24 protein-coding genes are annotated in these 22,580 nt (G+C 43.5%); 5 read left to right on the top strand and 19 right to left on the bottom strand.

Annotated elements, in window-relative coordinates:
- The first annotated feature begins 89 nt into the window (after positions 1 to 89).
- Positions 90 to 821 carry an alpha/beta hydrolase gene (locus tag MHH60_RS18930; RefSeq protein ID WP_076133764.1) on the top strand — a complete coding sequence of 244 codons (732 nt, stop codon included), beginning with the start codon at positions 90 to 92 and terminating at the stop codon, positions 819 to 821.
- A gap of 138 nt (positions 822 to 959) precedes the next feature.
- Here MHH60_RS18930 and MHH60_RS18925 read toward each other — a convergent pair whose 3' ends face one another.
- Positions 960 to 1,424, bottom strand: coding sequence for a low molecular weight protein-tyrosine-phosphatase (locus MHH60_RS18925; RefSeq protein WP_076133895.1), 465 nt, complete (start codon positions 1,422 to 1,424; stop codon positions 960 to 962).
- Positions 1,425 to 1,589: 165 nt separating this feature from the next.
- Between MHH60_RS18925 and MHH60_RS18920 the strand changes: the two genes are divergently transcribed.
- Both MHH60_RS18920 and MHH60_RS18915 read left to right on the top strand, forming a co-directional pair.
- Positions 1,590 to 2,231 (top strand): thiamine diphosphokinase, encoded by a 642-nt coding sequence (locus MHH60_RS18920; protein WP_076133765.1) that lies wholly within the window; start codon positions 1,590 to 1,592, stop codon positions 2,229 to 2,231.
- Positions 2,232 to 2,525: 294 nt separating this feature from the next.
- On the top strand, positions 2,526 to 3,026 hold the full coding sequence (locus tag MHH60_RS18915; protein ID WP_076133766.1) for a C40 family peptidase: 501 nt from the start codon (positions 2,526 to 2,528) through the stop codon (positions 3,024 to 3,026).
- A 45-nt stretch (positions 3,027 to 3,071) separates the two neighbouring features.
- On the opposite strand, the gene MHH60_RS18910 is transcribed toward MHH60_RS18915, so the two are convergent.
- The 18 genes from MHH60_RS18910 to MHH60_RS18825 form a co-directional block, all read right to left on the bottom strand.
- Positions 3,072 to 3,791, bottom strand: coding sequence for a response regulator transcription factor (locus tag MHH60_RS18910; RefSeq protein ID WP_081388867.1), 720 nt, complete (start codon positions 3,789 to 3,791; stop codon positions 3,072 to 3,074).
- Positions 3,792 to 3,908: 117 nt separating this feature from the next.
- Positions 3,909 to 4,949 (bottom strand): ThiF family adenylyltransferase, encoded by a 1,041-nt coding sequence (locus tag MHH60_RS18905; RefSeq protein ID WP_218640666.1) that lies wholly within the window; start codon positions 4,947 to 4,949, stop codon positions 3,909 to 3,911.
- Between the two features lie 73 nt (positions 4,950 to 5,022).
- The gene (locus MHH60_RS18900) at positions 5,023 to 6,576 is read right to left on the bottom strand and encodes an ABC-F family ATP-binding cassette domain-containing protein (protein ID WP_076133767.1); all 1,554 of its coding nucleotides are present in this window, start codon (positions 6,574 to 6,576) and stop codon (positions 5,023 to 5,025) included.
- Between the two features lie 114 nt (positions 6,577 to 6,690).
- A complete protein-coding gene (locus tag MHH60_RS18895; RefSeq protein ID WP_076133768.1) occupies positions 6,691 to 8,184 on the bottom strand; it encodes a serine/threonine-protein kinase in 1,494 nt (497 codons plus the stop codon).
- 123 nt (positions 8,185 to 8,307) lie between these two features.
- Positions 8,308 to 9,375, bottom strand: coding sequence for an SAM-dependent methyltransferase (locus MHH60_RS18890; protein ID WP_076133769.1), 1,068 nt, complete (start codon positions 9,373 to 9,375; stop codon positions 8,308 to 8,310).
- Positions 9,372 to 10,157: an ABC transporter ATP-binding protein gene (locus tag MHH60_RS18885; protein WP_282579836.1), complete on the bottom strand. Its 786-nt coding sequence runs from the start codon at positions 10,155 to 10,157 to the stop codon at positions 9,372 to 9,374. The genes MHH60_RS18890 and MHH60_RS18885 overlap by 4 nt, the downstream gene beginning before the upstream one ends.
- Positions 10,154 to 10,477, bottom strand: coding sequence for a thioredoxin family protein (locus MHH60_RS18880; protein ID WP_038571558.1), 324 nt, complete (start codon positions 10,475 to 10,477; stop codon positions 10,154 to 10,156). The genes MHH60_RS18885 and MHH60_RS18880 overlap by 4 nt, the downstream gene beginning before the upstream one ends.
- Complete coding sequence (locus MHH60_RS18875) at positions 10,474 to 10,818, bottom strand: cyclic-phosphate processing receiver domain-containing protein (RefSeq protein WP_036687703.1); 345 nt, start codon at positions 10,816 to 10,818, stop codon at positions 10,474 to 10,476. The genes MHH60_RS18880 and MHH60_RS18875 overlap by 4 nt, the downstream gene beginning before the upstream one ends.
- A 3-nt stretch (positions 10,819 to 10,821) precedes the next feature.
- Entirely contained in the window at positions 10,822 to 11,679 is an 858-nt protein-coding gene (locus MHH60_RS18870; protein ID WP_076133770.1) for a deoxyribonuclease IV, read from the bottom strand.
- Positions 11,669 to 12,484, bottom strand: coding sequence for an Fpg/Nei family DNA glycosylase (locus tag MHH60_RS18865; protein WP_076133771.1), 816 nt, complete (start codon positions 12,482 to 12,484; stop codon positions 11,669 to 11,671). Before MHH60_RS18865 ends, MHH60_RS18870 begins: the two co-directional genes overlap by 11 nt.
- Positions 12,485 to 12,529: 45 nt before the next feature.
- Positions 12,530 to 13,318 (bottom strand): TIGR01457 family HAD-type hydrolase, encoded by a 789-nt coding sequence (locus MHH60_RS18860; RefSeq protein ID WP_076133772.1) that lies wholly within the window; start codon positions 13,316 to 13,318, stop codon positions 12,530 to 12,532.
- A 292-nt stretch (positions 13,319 to 13,610) separates the two neighbouring features.
- Positions 13,611 to 14,549 carry a ribonuclease Z gene (rnz, locus tag MHH60_RS18855; protein WP_076133773.1) on the bottom strand — a complete coding sequence of 313 codons (939 nt, stop codon included), beginning with the start codon at positions 14,547 to 14,549 and terminating at the stop codon, positions 13,611 to 13,613.
- A 143-nt stretch (positions 14,550 to 14,692) separates the two neighbouring features.
- The gene (metH, locus tag MHH60_RS18850) at positions 14,693 to 18,070 is read right to left on the bottom strand and encodes a methionine synthase (protein WP_370510530.1); all 3,378 of its coding nucleotides are present in this window, start codon (positions 18,068 to 18,070) and stop codon (positions 14,693 to 14,695) included.
- Between the two features lie 179 nt (positions 18,071 to 18,249).
- Positions 18,250 to 18,675, bottom strand: coding sequence for a FixH family protein (locus tag MHH60_RS18845; protein ID WP_038571571.1), 426 nt, complete (start codon positions 18,673 to 18,675; stop codon positions 18,250 to 18,252).
- A 260-nt stretch (positions 18,676 to 18,935) separates the two neighbouring features.
- Positions 18,936 to 19,721 carry an HAD family hydrolase gene (locus tag MHH60_RS18840; protein WP_076133774.1) on the bottom strand — a complete coding sequence of 262 codons (786 nt, stop codon included), beginning with the start codon at positions 19,719 to 19,721 and terminating at the stop codon, positions 18,936 to 18,938.
- A 34-nt stretch (positions 19,722 to 19,755) separates the two neighbouring features.
- Positions 19,756 to 20,277, bottom strand: coding sequence for a hypothetical protein (locus tag MHH60_RS18835; protein WP_076128411.1), 522 nt, complete (start codon positions 20,275 to 20,277; stop codon positions 19,756 to 19,758).
- Positions 20,278 to 20,326: 49 nt separating this feature from the next.
- Complete coding sequence (locus MHH60_RS18830; protein WP_036687717.1) at positions 20,327 to 20,536, bottom strand: DUF896 domain-containing protein; 210 nt, start codon at positions 20,534 to 20,536, stop codon at positions 20,327 to 20,329.
- A 109-nt stretch (positions 20,537 to 20,645) separates the two neighbouring features.
- The gene (locus tag MHH60_RS18825; RefSeq protein WP_076133775.1) at positions 20,646 to 21,059 is read right to left on the bottom strand and encodes a LysM peptidoglycan-binding domain-containing protein; all 414 of its coding nucleotides are present in this window, start codon (positions 21,057 to 21,059) and stop codon (positions 20,646 to 20,648) included.
- 251 nt (positions 21,060 to 21,310) lie between these two features.
- Here MHH60_RS18825 and lexA point away from each other — a divergent pair, with 251 nt between their 5' ends.
- Positions 21,311 to 21,937, top strand: a complete 627-nt coding sequence (gene lexA / locus MHH60_RS18820; RefSeq protein WP_036687720.1) for a transcriptional repressor LexA — start codon at positions 21,311 to 21,313, stop codon at positions 21,935 to 21,937.
- Between the two features lie 179 nt (positions 21,938 to 22,116).
- Positions 22,117 to 22,455 (top strand): L,D-transpeptidase, encoded by a 339-nt coding sequence (locus tag MHH60_RS18815; RefSeq protein ID WP_076128407.1) that lies wholly within the window; start codon positions 22,117 to 22,119, stop codon positions 22,453 to 22,455.
- Positions 22,456 to 22,580: the final 125 nt, after the last annotated feature.

Here is a 22,580-nt window from a genome sequence, read left to right as displayed (position 1 = left end):
AATGATTAATAACACAGTTACACATTTAATAATTTTAGCGTAACCCTGTGTGTATTGCAAAATTCGACAAGAAAGGTGACGTGACAACGATGAGCGATTCTGTTTTTCTGAAACGCACAATTGTAAAAGAAACGCTTTGGAGTGAACATCTGCAGGAGGAACGTAAATTACGTATCTATCTGCCCCCAGGCTACAACGAAGTTCTCAGTTACTCCGTGGTGTACTGCCAAGACGGAGAAGAATTTTTCAACTTTGGACGCATTGCTACACTTGCTGGACAACTTATTATAGAAGAAGATGTCGAGCCCTTCATTATCGTTGGTGTAGAAGTTAACGTCGCTGTTCGGACTCAAGAATACGCTCCGTTCGGCAGCCGATTCAAGCAGTACCTATCTTGCTTTTCCGAAGAGATTATTCCCTTCATTGAAAAAAATTATCCCGTACGCCGTACACCCGACGAACGAATCTTAGCCGGCGATTCCCTTGGAGGCAGCGTCTCCCTCCATCTGGCACTTGCTTATCCAGCTATCTTCACACGTATCATCAGCCTATCCGGTGCATTCTATCCCGAATCCCAAGCCATGCTGGCTAAAGAGGAAGATCTCTCCTGGCTTAATATTAATATGGTCGTTGGACTGCAGGAAACAGATTACCAGACTGATACTGGAACCTATGATTTTGTTCAGATGAACAGAGAAACAAAAGCGTTGCTTGAAGCTCGTGGAGCTACTGTATCCTACCGTGAGAAAGACGGTCGTCATCTCTGGGGCTTTTGGCAAAAGGAACTCCCTGAATCTCTACTCTATTTTTTAAACACATAATGCCTTATTGATAGAAGCAAAAAATGAACATCTAAAGAACGTATGTAGATTTCAGCAGTGTTTGCGCTTACAGTTTAATCCAGAAATTTTCCTTAATTTACTTTAATACAAATCAGAGAGGACTGTAACCCAACCGGGTTACAGCTTTTCTCTGATCACCATTTCTAGCAAAACGTCACAGCCTGCATTGATCAAATCATATACCTGCTCAAAATTACCAGTAAAATAAGGGTCTGGCACTTCTCTCAATTCTTCCTCAGGCAATAAATCCATGAAGAACAAAAGCTTAGCCTCTTCCCCGCCAGGAACCTTTCGAACATTCTCTCCATTAGACTTGTCCATGCAAACGATATAATCAAACTTTTGGAAATCCTCGCTACTGACCAAACGCGCTGCCATATTTGCATAACTAATCTTGTTTTGATCAAGTATACATCTGGTCCCTTCATGCGGTTCCTTACCTATATGCCAATCTCCAGTTCCCGCAGAGTCAACCAGAATCTTATGTGAAAGCTCTCGTTCATCAATTTTATGGCGCAGAACTGCCTCCGCCATCGGTGAGCGACAAATATTACCCAGACAGATAAATAACACGTTTACGATTTCATTCACCTCCCAATTGTTAAAACATTAGTAAATATGAATTTATGCACATAAAAAATCGCACACTATCATTTTAGCGTTGTCTTGGTCAATTGTGCAACTTTTCGATCTGCATTATACTGGGACAGGATAACCAACTAGAGTTTTAGAGGAGGAATGGATGTTATGCCATCCAAACGAGTCGTTATTTTTGCCGGTGGAGAACTATCTCCGGATTATTTCGCTCTATTAGATGAAGAAGATTTTATTATTGGTGCGGACCGGGGTGCATTATTCCTCATCTCACATGGATATATACCAGATATTGCGGTAGGTGATTTCGATTCCGTATCGCCTGAGGCTTTTCAGGATATTCAATCTAAAAGTAAAAAAACAATCACTTGTGACGCCGTGTACAAGGATTTAACCGACAGTGAGATGGCACTCGATATTGCAATGAATCAGCAGCCCGATTCTATTTTACTATTAGGAGTTACAGGCACTCGAATTGACCACTCCTTAGCCAGCATTCAAATGATGACAAGGGCTCTGCAACGTCAAATCAATTGTTACGTCATGGATTCTAATAACTATGTGACACTTACCGGATCCCAAACAGTCATTGAAGATTTGGGCTACACTTACGTATCTTTGCTTCCATTAACTCCTGAAGTAACAGGGATTACATTAGAAGGATTTCAATATCCTTTGAACGATGCTACTTTAAAGCTAGGGCAATCTCTAGGTGTAAGCAACAAACTGATTTCCTCCACTGGAACAGTTAGAATACGTAGTGGATTATTGCTGATTATCCAGAGCAAAGACTAAATACATAGTGATATAGAAACATCCTTGTAACTTTTGTTTCAAAATTAAAAAGCCGTTAAATCCTTTATATATCAAGGGGTTTACGGCTTATTTTATTGCTCAAAATATCAAGTTATTAATTTTTTGTAACTTTTAATGAATTTTTAATAAAACGCTTACAACCAAGGCCCAGCCTCACTTTATTGCTACTCTACCAAATTTTATGACATAGATAACCTGCTATACTACGAATCAGGCAAGCAAGACAAGCCAAGCAAAACAGATTGATATACTAACTTTGGAGGTAATTACAACATGAATAAACAACAATGGATAAAAAAAGCGATTGTTATAGGAATGGTTACTACAATGGGTTTAGGAACAATGATGGCAACTGGTGTAGGTGCAACTAAAGTTGAAGCCGCTACGGTGTCCAAAGGACAAAGCGTTGTCAATTTCGGAAAAAACTTTATGGGAACTCCATACAAATTCGGAGCCTCTACTTCTACTACTAAGGTTTTTGATTGCTCTTCCTTTATGAAGCATATCTTTAATAAATATAATGTATCATTACCCCGCACAGCTGCGGCTCAATCAAAAGTAGGAACTGCTGTATCCAAAGCTAACCTTCGTGTCGGCGATCTTGTATTCTTCTCCAGCGGCAGCAGAGCAACTGGTAAAAATGTAACTCACGTAGCTATTTACGCTGGAAACGGTAAAATTCTGCACACTTACGGTAAACCAGGGGTTACAGTTTCTGAACTTAATTCTGGTACATGGAAAAAGACTTATCTAAAGGCTCGCCGCGTACTGTAAACAACAGCTCTATAGTAGAGTCTTTTCTATAAAAGAGAATTAGTCTCAGGATGTGGTGCTGCCTTCGGGCACCCTCATTACATATCCTGTTCCGCGAACAGTATGAATCAACTTGTTCCGGTACCCTTTATCAATCTTTAAGCGGATATGCCTGATGTATACATCTACAACATTGGTATCTGCATGGAATTGATATCCCCATACTTGTTTGAGTATTTCCTCGCGGGAACATATAATCCCTCGATTCGCAGCGAGATAATATAGAAGATCGAATTCTTTATGCGTCATCTTAAGCTCGATCCCTTCACGGGTGACCAGCCTGCGGCTGGGATCGAGCATTAAACCATCCACCTTTAACAGATGTTGTAAATTTCGACGCCGACCCGTGAGGGTTAATAAATTTAGAATTCTACATTTAAATTCACCGGTATGTAGTGGTTTTGTCATGTAATCATTCCCTCCGGCTAAAAAGGCCGCAACCGCTCCGTTACCAGATAATTCTGCGGAAATCACCATGACCGGAAGAATTATTCCCTCATCTCTTACTGCGGAAATGATTTTCCATCCTTCCCATGTTCCCACCTCGCCTAAATCAGCAAGCAGCAATACCGGTTCTACTTCAGAAATGGATAAGCGAAGATCTTCGGGATCTTCGCTTTTTGTTATTTGCAGACCGATATCATTAAACACTTTCGCAATAGCATCTAGTTCTGCCTCTCCTCTTCCGTTTTCCGCGGACATGTACCATATCATTTGCTCACTCACGAAGATCCCCCGTATCCATCAGACATGCATCAGCATCCCATTAATAGATATAGAATCCCCGGAAAACAAAGAGACCATTCCTAAGAAATGGCCTGAAGATCTGTTTACCATGCTTTTTTATCCAAAATATCGATGATAAAAGCTGCGGGCAGCGGCAATATCCTTCGTTCCATGGATCAATGCCCGGCCATCTGCGAAGATCACCATCCGGTAAGGACCTTCCTTAAAGGAAATTAGATAAGGATTGCTCTCTACCTCACCGTCTCCTAAACGAGACAGACGACTGGCTGTTTCCTGTAAGTTAAGTTTATGCGGCCGGGCAGGGCGGATCTGTACGGTATCCCTGCCACAAAGCACATCACTTCGTTCCGTATTTAAGGCTGTTAGATAAGGGTAGATCGGATGAGTCCCACAAGAAGGGCAATTCTCCTTTTTAGCACTTTTCACGCCAATTTCTTGATGTTCATTACGCCATACATCGAAAGTCAGCAGTTTATTCCTTAATTGGTCCTTACGGTTACCGAGAAGCTTTAACGCCTCTGATGTAGCATTTGCAGTAACCAATTGTACGGCCTGGGGAAGAATCCCCGCTGTATCACAGGTATCTCCCCCTAGTGGGACTGTACCTAAAAGACAATGAAGACATGGCGTTTCTCCAGGCAAAATCGTATATGTAATTCCATAGCTTCCTACACATGCTCCATAAATCCAAGGGATATTATTCTTTTGGGCAATATCATTTATGATGAGACGTGTATCGAAATTATCAGTCCCATCCATAATCAGGTCCACCCCTGAGATGAGTCCTTCCAGCTCTTCCTTACGCACATCCATAACATGCGCTTCTATGACAACCTCAGAATTAATCTGCTGCAGTCTGTTCTGGGCTGCAATGGCTTTTGGAGCTCGCTCCTGCGCATCCATCTCGGTATACAACTGTTGGCGCTGCAGGTTACTCCACTCTACATAATCGCGGTCAACGATAAGGACATGCCCAACCCCACAGCGGACTAATGTCTCTGCAATCCCTGTACCTAACGCACCCGCACCAACTATAAGCACTTTTGATTTTGCGAGACCCTGCTGTCCTTCAGTTCCAAATGGCGCGAAACGTATCTGTCGTGAGTATCGATCTTCTCGCCCAGCGTTATGAATCATACATTCTCTCCTCCCCATATCCAAAAAGCGGAGAACAGCAGGATGTCTGCTATTCTCCGGATTTATGATTATTCTATACCTGTACAGCTGACCACTGCTCAACATCCCAAATTTTTGTAACCCAATCTTCATAAAAATCAGGTTCATGAGATACAAGCAGAACTGTACCTTTATATTCTTGCAAAGCGCGCTTCAACTCTGCTTTAGCAATAACGTCAAGGTGATTGGTAGGTTCATCGAACAGTACCCAGTTGCTTTCGCGCATCAAAAGCTTACAAAGACGCACCTTCGCTTGCTCCCCACCACTCAGCATACTAAGCGGACGTGTAATATGTTCATTTTTTAGACCACAGCGTGCCAGATGCCCACGAACTTCGTTCTGAGTTAAACTGGAGAATTCATTCCAGACATCCTCAATGGGTGTAAGACTAGCTGCTTTCACTTCTTGTTGGAAATATGCAGGGTTCAGATAATCCCCAAGATAGGTTTTTCCGCTGTATGTTGGGATCACTCCCAGAATTGTCTTCAGCAGTGTCGATTTACCCACACCATTGCAGCCAACTATAGCAATCTTCTCTCCACGTTCAATGACCATATTTAGCTGTGGCAGCAGCGGACGATCATAACCAATCTCGAAATCAATTCCTTCGAAGACGGTTTTTCCGCTTGCCCGGCTCTCTTTAAATTTAAAGGTAGGCTTAGCAGCCTCTTCAGGACGATCAATTCGGTCCATACGATCAAGCTGCTTCTCACGGCTTTTTGCCCGGCCTGAAGTTGAAGCACGTGCTTTATTCCGCTGGATGAAGTCCTCTTGTTTTTTGATAAAATCTTGTTGCTTTTCATAGGCATCGATATGCTGGTTTTTGTTCATTTCCGCCATATCGAGGAATTTGTCATAGTTCGCCGTGTAACGGGTCAATTTACCGAACTCTAAGTGATAAACGACATTAACAACTTTATTCATGAACTCAGTGTCATGGGAAATCAATATAAACGCATAAGGATACTGTTTCAAATAGTTGGTCAGCCAATCGATATGTTCAACATCCAAATAGTTGGTAGGCTCATCAAGCAATAGCACATTGGGTTTCTCCAGCAACAGCTTCGCCAGCAGCACTTTGGTTCTTTGACCACCGCTGAGAGAAGCAACATCACGATCAAGCCCAATCACGGACAGGCCTAAACCATTGGCCATTTCCTCAACTTTTACATCAATAAGATAGAAATCTCCGATATCCAGTTGTTCCTGAATGTCCCCCATCTGCTCCAGTAGTACTTCTAGTTCCTCAGGCGAAGCATCACCCATCTGCTCAGTGATCTTCAGCATTTCCTGCTCTATCTCAAGCAGTGGCAGAAAAGCGTCCTTTAGAACATCGCGAATCGTTTTGCCTGGTGTAAGAATCGTATGTTGGTCCAAATAACCGTAACGCACCCGAGGGGTCCACTCTACTTTACCATTATCTTTCAAAAGCTTTCCTGTCAAAATATTCATTAGCGTCGATTTACCAACGCCATTTGCTCCAACAATTCCAACATGTTCTCCTGGTAACAACCGGAAAGACACGTTTTTGAACAATGTCCGATCCCCAAAATTGTGGGAAACGTCTTCTACAGTAAGTAAACTCATAAATTCTCCGCAAGCTCCTGTCTATACTTAAATAATGCGTAAATCAAATCACGTATAAATATATATTTTATCACACTTTAGCGGAACACTGAATTAAATGTTAGTCCCAATAGCCTATCTTAAGAAAAAACCACGGCGTTTTCCATCGTTTCGCTCGCCCTTAATGTCCCCTAACAGCTCAGCAATTACATCTGCCAACTTCCCTTTTTGTAAAAATGGATCTTGCTGACACGGTAGATTATAAATCCTATCTATCCCTAAAGAATTTCGCAATAGTTCAACAGATTGGTATTCAGCAAGTGGTAACCCCACTCTCCATTCCCTTTCAGGGTACAGCCCACTCCGTTTAATCCATAATAAAGTTTCCTCCAATCGCCAATCTGCGCCTGAAGCAATCAGAATGGGAATATCGCTATGCTTGATTTCTTCCAGCGCTCCATCAAATCCACCCGTTCCCAGATCTAAGACAACAAATTGATAAGCCCCTCTCATAAGCTCTGTTACATCCCCATGGTGAGGTCGCTTCCAGTAATGAACCTTCCTCCAGGAAAATGCAAGCTCAGAGCTCTTAGCAGGAACTGAAGCGCTCTGCGCGTCAAGCATACTGTGCATCCGATCATAAACCGATGAATCCGGTGATAGATCAACCCAAGCTGTTGAACCGATGTGTGCCAGATAACTGCTAATCGCAAATGAAGTATGTGTTGTTCCAAGTCCCGGCCCTACTCCAAGTAAGGCAATCACTTTAGCTTTCCGTTTATCAACTGCTAGGGGTATAGACACTGCTGAATGATTACCTTCATCCATATCAGCCTCCATACGGACCAGTGCTTGAATAACAGCTGTTGCCTCCTGATATCTTTCCTCCGGATTTGGCCGTAATAAACGTCTAATTATCGGAATAAAAGCTGCGGGAACTTGGTCACGCAACTTATTTTCCATTCCTGACTCCCAGTGGCTGCATAATCCTCCGGTAGCCATATATAAAAGCAACGCACCAAGACCATATAAGTCAGAAACCGGTTGACTCTGCCCATTCCCATACTGCTCAGGAGCCGCGAATCCTACTGTACCAAGCTTCACCGTATCTTCAGCGATGCCTTTTCTAAAATTTCGAGCGATTCCGAAGTCGATTAACATTAATTCTTTTTGCTTAGTTAACATAAGATTGGAGGGCTTTAAATCACGATAAACAATGGGCGGATGATGACCATGCAAATATTGCAGGACTTCTAAAAGCTGTTTAGCAATTTGTAAGATGAATTCACAAGGCAAAGGTCCGGGATTATCCCTCATCAGCTGACTTAAAGTTATCCCTTCAATATAATCCATGACTAAATAAGAATACCCTCCTTTATCCGAAAGATAGTAATCAACAATACGTGGAAGCCGCGGGTGATCCAAACCCATTAGCATCTCCGCTTCCGCTTCAATGTCCGAATGCAGCGTTGCTGAGCTAACACTTTCTTTTACAGCCCACCGTTTCCCGTTTAAACGCAGATCCTCCGCAAGATAAACAATACTCATTCCACCTGTTCCAATCTGATCAATAATTCTGAATCTGGCGTCCAATATCTGCCCTATCCCAAGCTTCGATGCAAAATTCACTGAACTTCCCCCTTTTTCACATAAAAAAAAGAGAAAGCTTCCGCCATTAACGTTGTTACCGCAGATTACGATAACGTTAATAACGGGATGCTTTCCCTTAAGATTTTTAAATTAGGATCTTACCTAGTATTTAATCATATAAAGCGTGATCTCGTCACGATTATGAAACAACTGCTTAGCCCGCTGAATCTGCATACGTTCGCCCTCAAACATTGCAATGATCTCTTTGATCATCGCTAGAGGTTTCTTATGCATCAGCTTTACGGTCACAATCGCTGTTCCGCCTGGTGACAGGCTGTGCAGCAGCCCGGTTACAAGCTTTGCCATCAGCTTAGGACTCCAGCTCATATCACATACAAGCAGATCAAATTCATTATCGCGGAATTTCACTTCTCCGGCATTTTTGCGCAGGATCTTCAGACCCGGGTAATTACGCAGCGATTCATGCATCAAAGCAGGGTCAACCGCTGTTACCTTCATTCCACGCTCCAGCAAGAAAGAAGTCCAGCCCCCTGGAGAGGCGCCAATATCAAGCGCATTACGGAAGCTGTAAAAAGGAATAGCGAACTCCTTCTCCGCTTCCATCAGCTTGAACTTAGCACGTGAGATTTGTCCGTCTTCTTTGCGGAAGCGGATTGCACCGCCATTCCAGCCGGATAGATTCTCTTCTGGTCTGGACACTCCTGCATATAAGGCATTCCCGTCTGCGTAGACAGAAATGACCCATGCCGGATCTTGTACTGTAAATTCTGCACCCAAGCTTTGCAATTGCTCCTGCAGCCATTCACGAAGTTCGCCCGGACTTTCCTGCCAGAAGGAAGGATCCCCTTTACGAACATTTAGGGATACTTTCTCCCCCTCCAGCTCACTGCGGCGGCTTAAATACACAGCCAAACGCTGTAGTGCTTCCATGGTTCCTTCATCCTGAAACTGCACAGGCTGTAAATGACGAAGGAAAATGGGCAGATTCTGTGTGAGCAATCGTGATACTTCCTCGGGTTCAGACTGCAAGGTGGCGAGAAAGATTTCTCCCGGCAACAGCAGCGTACTCTTCACTGCGCCGAACAAGCGCCGAAGCTCTTCCTGAGCATATGGCGCAAAGCCGTGATTAGCTGTACAAATATATCGGGAGTACACTATTTCTTCCGGAGCAGTGGTCTGCTCTTCGTTATCATGTCTTAATTCGTTCAAATCGTTTTGCCTCCAGGTCTAATTTTAATCCAGGGACGACCGCTATCCCATTCTACATCAACAGGAATATCATAGGTGGCCAAGATCATTTCTTTGGTTAATACTTCTTCTTTCGGTCCGGAACCAGCTAGCTTACCGTCGCGAATTAAAGCAACATGTGTAAAAAGCGGGACAATTTCTTCCACATGATGAGTTACATAAACAACGGAGACATTACGTTGTCTCAGTTTATCTACTTCAGCCAGCATTTTTTCTCTTTCGTACAGATCAAGCCCTGCACAAGGCTCGTCCATAATCAGCAGTTTTGGGTCAGCCATAAGACATCTTGCCAGCATTGCTTTTTTTCGCTCTCCCTGTGACAACGTTCCAAAAGGATGAAGTGCCATATTGCCCAGATTCATATCCTCTAGCAAGCGGATTGCCTTCTCCTTCACTTCGTGTGGAATGCTCTCGTAGAAACGCAAATAAGCGTAAGCTCCTGTAGCGACAACCTCCCACACCGGATCATTTAAAGACATCTTCTCCATTAAGGAAGGACCAATATAACCAATTTCTTTACGAACCTCGCGTAAATCACATTGACCATATTTATTCCCCAATACCTCAACAGTTCCTTTACTAGGGAATAAATAACCTGTCATAATCTCCAAAATTGTTGTTTTGCCAGAACCATTTCGTCCCAAAATGACCCAGTTTTCGCCTTCCTTAACTTCTAAGGACACATCGTCCAAGATTAGGCTTTCTTCTCTGCGCAGAGATAAATGTTGTAATGAAATGATCATGATATAACACTCCTTATGTATTCCAGAATCCGCTCAACTGAAACCATTGAATAATAAATATGAGGATCCTCTATCCGGTCAGCAGAAGCCACTAGTAGAGCAGGAACACTGGTAATACGGTATTGTTGGACCAGATTAGGCAACATGTTCACATTTCCAGCAACCATTTGGAGTTCAGCAGGCAACAGATGTGCCGCCACTTCCAACATGCGTTCTGTAGCCTTACAGGTACCACACAGCGGAGTATGCAAAAACACTACCAGCGGTTCTCCCGGTCTCGTGAGTATCTCCAGTAAATCCGCTTCATTCATTTCCTTCATTTTAGTCCCGTCTCCCCAGCGATATCATGAAGCTTATCAGAACTCAGGGGACCATTAAACAAGCGCATCCCCTCAGGTTTAGCCGCGTATAAGATTTCATACATTTCTTTTCTCCCTAAAACGCTGGAGGTGTGTAGATAGATTTCACAGGGGTACAGTCCTTCCAGAACAATCCGTCTAGCCACTTCCCCGCCTGAATAATCATCCGGTCCCATATCATAATCTAACGATAAAATACCGACCTCACACTCACGCAGCATCAGAAGACATTCTTCTGTTGTCCGGGCTAAAGCAAATCCAAGCGGACCTTTACGGAGATCGTCCATATAGATATGAATCACTTTCTAGCCCCCCGCTTCAAACCAACTGCGAACAGTAGCTATTTCATTCCGATGACTGCCATCTGGACCCTTTTCAGTTTCCAAAACAACAGATGTTTTACGTAATGGATCAGAAGTTATTAAGCTTTCAAGACCCTTTTCGCCGATAAAACCTTTTCCTATTCCAGCATGCCGGTCCCGTCTTGAACCAAAGGGAAACTTAGAATCATTAAGATGAACAGCTACAAGATGTGGCCAAAATCCAAGCTGGTTTCCTCGTTCAAGCAAGTCTTCCGTATGCTCAGGATTCCAAATTCCCGCTGCAAAAGCATGACAGGTATCCAGACAAAATCCAATCTTCTCGGGAAACTGGCTAAGCTCACGAACCTTCACCAATTCTTCAAGTGTAATCCCTTCGGTACCATGGTTGCCCGCTTGATTCTCAATTAGCAGCTTGGCGTTCCCTTCCCAAGACTCCAGCGTCTCATTCATACATTGTATAATATTTTGATAGCCTTGTAACGGCTCCATTCCAGCAAAATGTCCAAAATGAACAACAATGCCTAAGGAACCGCAGGCTTCAGCAATTTCCAGATCATTAAGAAGGGAGTCTACATACACCTTTCGAGGGGTAGCGTCATCCCTATTCGCAGCCATATTGATTGCATAAGGGGTGTGGGCGATAGAGTTGATCCCTTTTTCTTGGCAAAAGAGTGCACAATCCCTTGTATCTCGAATATCAACCGTCTTTAACTTCAGACTGCGCGGATTTTTCGGAAAATATTGAAAACTTGTTGCACCGCTCTCCCAAGCAAATCGGGCAGCTCTCCCATATCCACCACGAATGCTGACATGAGCCCCTATTTTGGGTTTAGGCTTCATGCTGACAGTCTGGGCAATAAAATACCTTGCGTCCAGACAGCTCTGTTTTGATAATCGTTCCCCCATCGCGTAGGCAAGGCTCGCCCTCACGGTCATAGACTTTACATTGATCATTATAGGAACCCGTAACCGTGTCACCAGTCATAAACGGCATTTCCATGTATCCGCCGATCTCTGTCGCATCAGTTAATACTTTTTGAATGCTTTGATACAGGCGGGAAATGGCTTCAGGTGATAAATTTTGTACTAAAACTGAAGGCAGAAGCCCTGCGTCAAAAGCAATCTCATCCGCATAACAATTTCCAATACCCGCCATTACATGCTGATTCACTAACAGACTTTTTAACGCACCACGCCGCCCTTTTAATATTCCTGCAAAACGTTCCGGCGTCATCCGTCGATCCAGCAGCTCAGGTCCAAGCTTACCCATCGTTGCTTCGCTTTCCTTCACAGATACTAAATGTAAGAACCCTAACCGCAGGCCCATAAAATAAAGGATCTGATCACCAAATGCGATTTCTACTTGCGTATTACGATCCGGCCGCTCTTCTTCTGAACCATAAAAAAGCAATCCACCCAGCATTAAATGCAATAGTAATCTTCGTCCATCATGGAGATGAAACAAAATGTACTTGGCGCGCCGCTCTACAAAAACAACACGCGCACCGATCAAGGCATTAATGAAAGCTTCTGTTTCCATGTTAATTGTTTTTTCTCTGTTCACAATTACATTAGTTATCGGAACATTTATAATACGCTGGCTAAGCAGCTGTCTATAATTCTCCATTTCCGGCAATTCTGGCATACTCATCGTCCCCTCTAAGTTGGTGAAGTAATAAGACCCTAGCTATTATACACCGAGAAACATTTTAAGTTCAGCTAAATCGGCACATATTTCATCGGGGGTGATCCCTGTGATGCTTTTATAGTGCTCCAGGTTCTCTCTAGTGGTTAAACCGGTAAGAACAAGGATTGTACGACAGCCCGCATTAACACCGGCAGCGATATCCGTACGCATATTATCCCCAACAACAGCAGCATGTTCAGGTTGAATTCTCAGAAGATCTGTCGCATATTTGATCAGATGCGATTCTGGCTTACCCATCACTACTGGCTTCACACCACTGGCAGCCTCAATTGCTGCACCAATCGTACCCGCACCCGGCATAACCCCATCATCTGATGGTAACATTAAATCTGGATTGGTGAGCACAAACTTTGCCCCACTCAAAATCCAACGCGAAGCTTGAGCTAACGAAGCATAATTAAAAGAACGATCGATACCCTGCGCCACATAATCAGGGGATTCTGTGACGATTTGGAGCCCTGCCTCCTCGCAAGCCATACGCAGTCCTTCTTCTCCAAGTATCGCCACTGTTGCCCCGGGTGATTCCTCAGCTATGTAACGTGCGGCTGCCATAGAAGAGGTACATACCTCCTCAGCTTTCGCCTCAATTCCCATTCCACATAAGTGGGCAGCAACGTTTGCTGCCGTACGCGATGAGTTATTGGTAACAAATAAAAAAGGGATATCCGCTTCACGAAGAGCTTTTATCAGCAGATCAGCACCGGGAATCATTTTATGCCCATGGTACAATGTACCGTCTAGATCAATCAATAATCCTTCAATTTGTTCCATCACTAACCCCTCAGTTTCCATAATAATTTAATTAATATAATAAACAATTAATGATACTAACTAACTCGTAACCTTTGCCCTGCTTGGATTTACAGGCATACTCCATCCCTTTAGGTAGAAGATATCACCTACTGATTTTCGGCAATATGTCCAGCCATTCGTTCGTCTTTTACTCCGTGATTACTTTAAATCTAACACACTTCGTCGAATGAAATCGAACAACCGTCCCATCCAGCATTTTTTAGCACAGCACTGTCATTTCCTGCGCTTTCCCGGAAAATAATCATTCCCCCTATTGCCCATTTAGTCTGCGAGGTACCGGATATGCATTAAATTCCTCAGCTAATAATGTCTCTGGGAATATGAGTTCAGCTTCCTCAAGCAAAGGAATTAGCTCTTCATGCGAGCTGTAACGAGAACTGAAATGAGTCAGCAACAGCTGTCCTGCTTTGGCTTCTTTTGCTAACTCTGCAGCCTGGCGCGCTGTACTATGATGATATTGATACGCCATGTCAGCCAGATCGTGGGCGAAGGTTGCTTCATGAACAATAAGTTCTGCATTAAGAGAGAGTTCTAAGGCTCCCGAACAAGGTCTTGTATCCCCAAGGATAGTAACAATACGCCCTCGTTTGGGTTCCCTGACAACATCAGCAGCACAGATTCGCACACCTTCATCCGTAACAATATCTTCACCTTTTTTTAATTTCCCATAAATCGGTCCCGGTTTTAAACCATAACTCTTAAGCAATTCCGTATTGAGGCTTCCGGGACTATCCTTTTCCGTTACCCGGTAGCCATAGCTGTCAATGCGATGCTCAAGTAATGCCGCTTCAACTTTAAAGCCATCATCCTCGAATATAATTCCTCCTGTATGCTCTACAATCTCAATCTTGTAAGGAATTCGGGATTGGCTCACAGCTAAGGAGATCTCTAGGTATGCTTTTAATCCAGGGGGTCCGTACACCGTTAACGGCGCTGTCCCTCCCTGATAGCCACGACTTGATAATAGGCCCGGAAGACCAAATAGGTGATCGCCATGCAAGTGAGTAATAAATAGTTTTTCCAGCTTTCCTAACCGAATCGGCGAACTAAGAACCTGATGTTGTGTACCTTCCCCACAATCAAACATCCAAATACTGCGACGTTCTTCCAGCAGTCTTAATGTAACGGACGTTACATTGCGTTGTAGCGTTGGCACACCTGCATTAGTACCTAAAAAATATAAATCCATTCTTTTTCCTCCCTTCTCCTTATTGGCTCAACCATCTCTTTTCAATTCTAAACGACCTTCTTCCAGCAAAAAACCCCCCAGTTACGGGAGGTTCCGCTGAAAGGGATACAATCCCCTACAGACCAGGTATATAAATGAAAGAATTACAGCTTCTCTACATTAAAATACTGCGCTTCTGGATGGGCAAATACCATAGCCGAAACGGAAGCTTCGGGCTCCATCATAAAGCCTTCTGTAAGGTGAACACCGATATCCTCCGGAGATAACAACTTAAACAGTGGACCTTGATCTTCTAAATCCGGGCATGCAGGATAACCAAATGAAACACGGATCCCTTGGTATCTTGCCCCATGTCTTTGCTTCATCGTCATATCCGCCGGATCTGGGAAACCCCAAGTATCGCGCATCATATGATGGACGCGTTCCGCCAGTCCTTCTGCCACTTCAAGTGCAACCGACTGCAAGGCGTGTGAACGCAGATAATCTCCGCTTTCTTTCAGCTGAGTAGACAATTCACGTACACCGTGACCTGCTGTTACAACTAGGAATCCAACATAGTCCATAATACCACTGTCAACAGGTTTCAAGAAGTCCGCCAAGCACAGATGAGGCTCTACCCCTTGTCTTGGGAAAGTAAAGGTATGCAGGATCTCGGACGTATTCTGTGGATTATACACTATAATATCATTCCCTTGCGATTGTGCAGGGAAGAATTGATACATAGCATGCGGAGTAATGGTACCCTCTAGCATCGCTTGATGGAGAATATCGTCTACGGTACCCTTCAGTTCAACAGTCCGCTGATCTCCAGCAGCTAATTGGGCTTCTACAGAACCCCGTAACCCCAAATGATGACCCAGCAGCATTTGCATATTCACATAGGGGATAATATGCCCCAATGGATAGTTACGCAGTACGTGGCGTTCTAAATCCGGTGGAACAAAAACAGGTGCATCTGGAGATATTTTGGAACGCACTGCTCTGGTTAGTTTCGGCAGTTCTTGCTTAGGCGCAACCGCAACCGCTGCTTCTGCCTCCACACGAATTTCCTCGGCAATCTTCTCCCGTTCTTCAGGGTTCATAAGCCGATTGGCAATATCCAGCCCGTCCATAGCGTCCTTAGCATACAATACTAGGCCGTCATATTCTGGACGAATACGGGTCTTCGTAAATTTACGGGTCAAAGCTGCGCCGCCAACCATAATCGGAACATCGATCCCAGCTGTACGTAAATCCTGAGCGGTGAGCACCATCTGCTGAGCAGATTTTACAAGCAGCCCGGACAATCCTATCGCATCAGCTTTTTCTCGACGGAAGGCTTCGATAATGGTCTCTGGTGGTACTTTTATACCCAAATTAATGATCTGATAACCATTATTGGAGAGGATGATCTCTACTAGATTCTTACCAATATCATGCACGTCCCCTTTTACGGTTGCCAGCATAATTTTACCTTTAACCGCTGTCTCATCCTTCTGCATAAACTGCTCTAGATGATTGACAGAAGCCTTCATCACTTCAGCGCTTTGCAGTACCTCAGCAACAATCAATTCATTATTATTAAATAAGCGGCCGACTTCCGACATCCCTGCCATCAGCGGTCCATTGATGATCTCCAGCGGTCCAGATTTGGTCAATGCTTCATTAAGATCAGGAATGAGTCCTTCCTTTGTACCTTCAACCACATAGGAGGCTAAACGTTCTTCAAGTGACAGGTTGGAAATCTTCTCTTTTTTCTCTACTTTTTTACCACGGAAAGCAGCTACAAAAGCAGAAAGCGTCTCATCATTCGTATTATAAATCAGTTCCTCAGCAAGATGACGTTCTTCAGCAGGAATGGAAGCATACCGCTCCACTTTCTCTGTATTTACGATCGCATAATCCAACCCAGCTTTTGTACATTCATAAAGGAATACTGAGTTCAACACTTCACGTCCCGCTTCCGGCAATCCAAAGGAGACGTTACTGATGCCCAAGATTGTATGAACTCCTGGAAGTGCTTCCTTGATCAAACGAATGCCGTCAATCGTTTCCTTTGCTGAACCGATATATTGTTCATCTCCGGTTCCTACAGGGAACACCAACGTGTCAAAAATAAGATCTTCTCCTGCTAAACCGTACTTATTCACTAGCAAGTCATAGGAGCGTTTAGCCACTTCCAGTTTATCTGTCGCCTTAATGGCTTGTCCCGTCTCATCGATGGTACCCACAACAATAGCTGCACCATATTTATGAATGATCGGCGTCACCAGCTCGAATTTCTCTTCACCATCTTCAAGGTTAATGGAGTTAATTATCGCCTTACCTTGACAGTACTGTAAAGCTAAATCGATAACCTTAGGATCGGTAGTATCGATCATCAGGGGTACTTTAACCTTTTTCACAACCAGTTCTAAGAAAAGCTTAATATCTTCAATCTCATCACGGTCAGGGTCTTGTACACAGACGTCAATAACTTGTGCCCCACTCTTCACCTGAGCACGAGCAATTTCTGAAGCTTCCTCGTATTTACCCTCGACAATAAGACGTTTAAATTTACGAGAGCCAAGTACATTCGTACGTTCACCAACCATGTATGGGCGGTTGTCGTTCTCAATATAGATAGGCTCAATACCTGAAAGAGCAGGCGGATGATTACCTGCCAGCGGGCGTGGAGGATATTCAGAAAGTGCTTCCTTCATCGCACGGATATGCTCTGGTGTCGTTCCACAGCACCCCCCCGCAATGTTCAGCCAGCCTTTTTCGGCAAAGGCTGCAATCTTGCGAGCTAAAGAATCTGGAGATTCATGATAATGTCCGTTCTCATCCGGCAATCCTGCGTTTGGATAACAGCTCACGGCTGCGGAGGAGATCTCCGAAAGCGAACGAATGTGATCACGCATGAACTCTGGACCAGTCGCACAGTTGAGGCCCATAGAGATAGGCTTCAGATGTTCTAGTGAGATATAAAATGCTTCAATATTCTGACCCGCCAATGTAGTACCCATTGGTTCAATTGTTCCTGAAATCATAACCGGCAATGTGATGCCTGTCTTTTCAAAAGCATTACGAATACCAATACTTCCAGCTTTAACGTTAAGTGTATCTTGTGAGGTCTCCAGCAGCAAAACATCTACTTTACCGTCGATCAATGCTACTGCTTGTTCCTCATAACTATCAACTAGCTCTTGGAAAGTAACGCCTCCGGTTACTGAGAGCGTTTTTGTTGTTGGCCCCATAGCCCCCACGACGTATCGCGGACGGTCAGGTGTGTCATATTTGTCTACTGCTCTGCGAGCCAGCTCTGCTGCCGCTAGGTTGATCTCACGTGCGCGCTGAGGAATATCATATTCCGCTAGTACAACAGAGGTTGCACCAAATGTGTTAGTCTCAATGAGATCAGCCCCTGCTTCGAGGTACTGCTCATGAATCGTCTGAATGACTTCTGGACGTGTCAATACCAGCATTTCATTACAGCCGTCCAACTCATCGCCACCAAAATCTTCTCCAGTAAGAGGCACCTGTTGGATCATCGTGCCCATTGCGCCATCAAGGATCAAAATCCTTTGTTGTAAGCTTTCCTCAAGTGTATATTTAGCCAACTAATAGTCCCCCCAGTAAAACATTAGAGTAAGTTTAGCAGAATAAAGGAATTTCGAAAAGCCTTCCTTTCCACTCTGCTTTATCTGTTATTGCTCAGTAACCGTTGCGAACCTTTGAATCATGGTTTCACAGACAGCTCTTTGCTAGGCATAGAGTGCTGTGTCCGGGCTGTCACATGTGAAGTGACATTATATTGTCCTTCCTTTTCAAGGGTCCCTTCTGCTTGATAGACCCCTTTACCAATTAGCTTTCCCTTAAGCTCTATTTTCTGTCCCTCATCATTTTTATTCACAATTTCGAACAGAACCTCTTTTGCATCATCTACTGCCTCGTTATCTTGGGTCACCACAGCTTCAAAGGTTACCTTTTGATTTACAACAACTTCTTCAGGACTCCATTGTAGTTCGACTTTGATAGGTTCCATAGACATGTTCATATTCATGTTATGTATTTCTGAATGCTTGGTTCCATTTGAAGAACATCCACCTAGTACTAGAAGTGTTGCACCTAATAATACAGCGACTAATTTCTTCGATCTCATCATTTGGAGCCCTCCCAATCATTATCGAATAATAAGAAACTACCAATTCATGTTATACATCTCCATCTATTATACACATTATTATTGGTTTTTCAGTATTTTGCACCAATTCCGCATTAGACTTGTGACTTAAATCATTTACTTAAAAATCTAATGAAATCCTTATGTTAGTATGTGTATACAGAAAAGCAGCGAGTTTCTTAAGATCCCAGAAACTCGCTGCTTATAGAGTCTTTATGTTGGAGCTAATAGCTCTGTATATCTTACAAGGATTGAACTAGTGGAAGAAGTTCCTCAAGGTGATTGATTTCATGATCCGGATGAATATCAAGACTAGGTGCTCTACCTTTTCTATTAATCCAGACCGTGGTCAATCCTGCTGCCAGCCCCCCACGGATATCCGTTGTAAGCTTATCGCCGACCATAACCGCTTGCTCAGGAGTTACATCAAGAAGCTCTAAAGCATGCAGGAAAATTTCCTTATCCGGTTTGCCTTTACCAAAGCTTCCGGAAATCACAATATGATCAAAGAAAGGAATTAACTCTGGCACACCATCTAGTTTCTCTTGTTGCAGTGCAGGACAGCCGTTCGTAAGTAGCAAAAGCTTCACTTGACCCCGTAACTGCTCCAGTACATGCATTGTTTCTTCATAGATGTATGGACGTTTTCTGCGCTCTGCTGCGAATTTAGTTGCCAAGGTCTCAGCTAGTGCTTCGTCTTCCACCCCTAACGCTGCAAGTCCGCGACGCCAAGACTCTTTACGATAAACCGGTGCAAGCTGCTCCAATTGACGGAATTCAGGCTGTTCACCTGCCGTAAAGTTAGCCCAGAGTGCTTCATATGGATTAATTCCGATCATCTTTGTAAATGGGAACGTCTCATAAGATTCATACAAGCTACTTGCTTCCTTACGAACTGCAACTTCTAGTTCTTGTGGATCAATGTTATCCCCAGCGGCTTCACAAGCAGAACGAAATGCTTCTTCGACGCTCCGATCATCCCACAGCAATGTATCATCAAGGTCAAATAGTACAGCAGAAATTGGCATTACAGGTCTCCCTCTCCCTTTAACTGGTCTAGTTCTATTCGTGAACTACTTCAATGTTGTGAGCTTTAGCAAATGCTTCTAATCGTGTACTCATCGCATTAGTATCATAGCGATTCATAAGTTTTGTGAAAATCCATTTCGTACGTTTCCCTTTATGCTTAATGACTACAGCTCCACGCGAAAGGGTGATTTTCTCAATATCTGCAGCTGGCAGCCCGCGTTCACGATTGAATTTAATAGTAGACAGTCTTGCTTTTTCCACCTTCAAGTACGGACGACGGAAGAACAATAGCGCTGCCAGTAAATAGTACAGTACTACTCCCAGCCAATTAGCCAGCATGCCATTGCCTTTGGCCTGATCAATAGAACCAACTACCCAAAACATAGTGCCAAGAATCACTAACACTACCGGAAATGCAATGTTGCGACCTTTAAAGACTTCGGCATTCTGGGTAGGAGATTTAGAGGCATAAATCGTATCCTTGCCTTGTTTCTTTCTTTGCTTGTTGATTTGCTGTGTGTTGCGTTGAACCATTCTTTCCCAAGAACGGGCCATGTGCGTTCCCCCTAGTCATCCTGAAATATCTATGAAAAGGAACAGCGAGCTAATGTTTAAGCCCCTTGTTACCTTGTTCATGCTCATCGTTATCTACTACTTCAATAGTATTTAATTGTGCTCGGAAGTTATTGCGGATATTCCCCAGGTAAATTTCACGAAGCTTGGCGCGTTCCGCCACTTCCTCTTGATTAAGGCCTACGCTCTTCTGTTTGCGTGCCAATTCGTTAATTCGCGCGACCAACTCATCAATATTCAATACTTTCCCTCCCCCTATAAATTAATTCTAACTCTGCCATGAGAAAAAGAGCTTGTCAAGGTCTACTCCCTGCAAGCTCTACTGGTCATTCTATTATGTTCTCAGAAAATTAATAAATAGGTAAAGTAAGTATGTCTCCAGCGTTAATCTGACTACTCTTAATCCCACTTGAACGTTTAATTCCTTCTATATAAACAACTGTCTTCATATCAGCTGGTTTATTCTTAAGGGCAATACTCCATAGTGTATCTCCACGTTCAACCACAATCCGCTTCTCTTCCTTCATTATAGTCGTCGATCCTGCAAATACATTTCCCACTACTGTTAGGCCAGATAATACTAACACCATAATCAATATTAACTTAATAAAGAAATCTTGACGGAACAACGAAATCATCCCTCCAAGCAAACGTTCCGTTATCTCTTTCACCTTAGCGGAATTACGGGCAACGTCATTATGTCCTAAAGATTCAACCACTGGGGCCTTATCGTAGATGCTGCGGTATGTACTGTATTTTAGCATAATCATCATCCTCCAAACACTTGTTCTTACTTTCGAATTCATAATAACACGAACATGTGTTTTGTTCAATACTATTTCAGAACAATTGTTCTCTTTTTTTTGAGAGACTCAAGTGGTTCATTTTATTATCACTTGTCTACCATTTTTTAACTCTAGCAGATTAATATTTATAATAGTTAGAACTTATGTTTGTGCGAACGGTAGTTCTATGTTATAATTTTCCCAAACATTACTATATGGGGTTGATTCCAATGTCAAAGATTTCAAGTCGCCAGCTGGCGATCCTGGAATTTATACGAAGCGAAGTCCGCAGCAAGGGTTATCCACCTTCCGTCCGGGAAATTGGAGAAGCTGTTGGCCTTGCTTCCAGCTCCACAGTTCACGGTCATTTGGACCGGCTTGAGAAGAAGGGACTTATTCGTCGTGATCCAACGAAGCCACGTGCAATAGAATTACTAGGCCAAGAGGATTCAGAGAATGTTCACCAATTCGCCCAGACCATCTCACGGATTCCTGTCGTAGGTAAAGTTACCGCCGGGGTACCTATCACTGCTACAGAGAATATCGAAGACTACTTCCCACTTCCTACTCACTATGTGGGGGACAACAAAGTATTTATGCTGTCAGTTATGGGTGATAGTATGGTGGACGCAGGCATTATGAATGGTGACTATGTGATTGTTCGCCAACAACAAACGGCGGACAACGGAGATATCGTTGTAGCCATGACCGAAGAAGATGAAGCAACCGTTAAGACCTTTTACAAGGAACGTGATCATATTCGGCTTCAACCGGAGAATCCAGCTTATGAGCCTCTTCGCCTTAATCGCGTAACTATTCTCGGAAGAGTCATCGGATTGTTTCGAGATATCCACTAAGTTTGCACTTCTAACATAAAAGGCTGTTCCGCAAATGCGGACCAGCCTTTTTTTTCTACGTATTTTGCTTTCCCAACCAATAACGAACATTTGTTCTCGCCGGCTAAAATGGTCATTTTCTATGAATAACCCTTTAGGCGTTCTGCTCATATCCTAATTAGAAAGGAGTGTTGCATATAATGCCCAACTATCGAATTATTGTAGATCTGACTCAACGAATGTTATATCTTCTGGACAATGATATTGTGATTAGAGGTTTCCCTGTCGGCATCGGTAAGATGTTAACCCAATCCCCAGTGGGAGAATTCACTATAATTAACAAACAACCCGACCCAGGGGGTCCCTTCGGTGTCTTTTGGATGGGACTGTCTAAACCACACTACGGAATTCATGGAAACAATGACCCTTCATCCATTGGGAAAGAGGTGTCCCACGGCTGCATCCGGATGTACAACGAGGATGTGTTAGCACTCGCTGCTATTGTTCCTATAGGTACACGAGTAACGATAAGAAATTAAATTCGAATGGAGACTCGGCAACCCCCAAATCACATTAAAAAATGGGGGTCATTACATAAGTAAGTATTTTTTCATTAGCATACTAGGAGTTTGGTGATTATATGTCGAATAATGTTAACAGGATT

The sequence above is a fragment of the Paenibacillus sp. FSL H7-0716 genome (assembly GCF_038002705.1).
In the GTDB taxonomy this organism is placed as follows: domain Bacteria; phylum Bacillota; class Bacilli; order Paenibacillales; family Paenibacillaceae; genus Paenibacillus_AQ; species Paenibacillus_AQ odorifer.
Note: the sequence above shows the minus strand (reverse complement) of the source record. Positions and strands in the feature narration are given on the sequence as shown.

Bases quoted from the DNA above. Each gene is read 5' to 3' on its own strand.
- MHH60_RS18930 (WP_076133764.1), top strand. From the start codon at position 90: ATGAGCGATTCTGTTTTTCTGAAACGCACAATTGTAAAAGAAACGCTT.
- MHH60_RS18920 (WP_076133765.1), top strand. From the start codon at position 1,590: ATGCCATCCAAACGAGTCGTTATTTTTGCCGGTGGAGAACTATCTCCG.
- MHH60_RS18915 (WP_076133766.1), top strand. From the start codon at position 2,526: ATGAATAAACAACAATGGATAAAAAAAGCGATTGTTATAGGAATGGTT.
- MHH60_RS18905 (WP_218640666.1), bottom strand. From the start codon at position 4,949: ATGATTCATAACGCTGGGCGAGAAGATCGATACTCACGACAGATACGT.
- MHH60_RS18900 (WP_076133767.1), bottom strand. From the start codon at position 6,576: ATGAGTTTACTTACTGTAGAAGACGTTTCCCACAATTTTGGGGATCGG.
- MHH60_RS18885 (WP_282579836.1), bottom strand. From the start codon at position 10,157: ATGATCATTTCATTACAACATTTATCTCTGCGCAGAGAAGAAAGCCTA.
- MHH60_RS18880 (WP_038571558.1), bottom strand. From the start codon at position 10,477: ATGAAGGAAATGAATGAAGCGGATTTACTGGAGATACTCACGAGACCG.
- MHH60_RS18870 (WP_076133770.1), bottom strand. From the start codon at position 11,679: ATGAAGCCTAAACCCAAAATAGGGGCTCATGTCAGCATTCGTGGTGGA.
- MHH60_RS18865 (WP_076133771.1), bottom strand. From the start codon at position 12,484: ATGCCAGAATTGCCGGAAATGGAGAATTATAGACAGCTGCTTAGCCAG.
- MHH60_RS18860 (WP_076133772.1), bottom strand. From the start codon at position 13,318: ATGGAACAAATTGAAGGATTATTGATTGATCTAGACGGTACATTGTAC.
- rnz (WP_076133773.1), bottom strand. From the start codon at position 14,549: ATGGATTTATATTTTTTAGGTACTAATGCAGGTGTGCCAACGCTACAA.
- metH (WP_370510530.1), bottom strand. From the start codon at position 18,070: ATGGGCACGATGATCCAACAGGTGCCTCTTACTGGAGAAGATTTTGGT.
- MHH60_RS18845 (WP_038571571.1), bottom strand. From the start codon at position 18,675: ATGATGAGATCGAAGAAATTAGTCGCTGTATTATTAGGTGCAACACTT.
- MHH60_RS18840 (WP_076133774.1), bottom strand. From the start codon at position 19,721: ATGCCAATTTCTGCTGTACTATTTGACCTTGATGATACATTGCTGTGG.
- MHH60_RS18835 (WP_076128411.1), bottom strand. From the start codon at position 20,277: ATGGCCCGTTCTTGGGAAAGAATGGTTCAACGCAACACACAGCAAATC.
- MHH60_RS18825 (WP_076133775.1), bottom strand. From the start codon at position 21,059: ATGCTAAAATACAGTACATACCGCAGCATCTACGATAAGGCCCCAGTG.
- lexA (WP_036687720.1), top strand. From the start codon at position 21,311: ATGTCAAAGATTTCAAGTCGCCAGCTGGCGATCCTGGAATTTATACGA.
- MHH60_RS18815 (WP_076128407.1), top strand. From the start codon at position 22,117: ATGCCCAACTATCGAATTATTGTAGATCTGACTCAACGAATGTTATAT.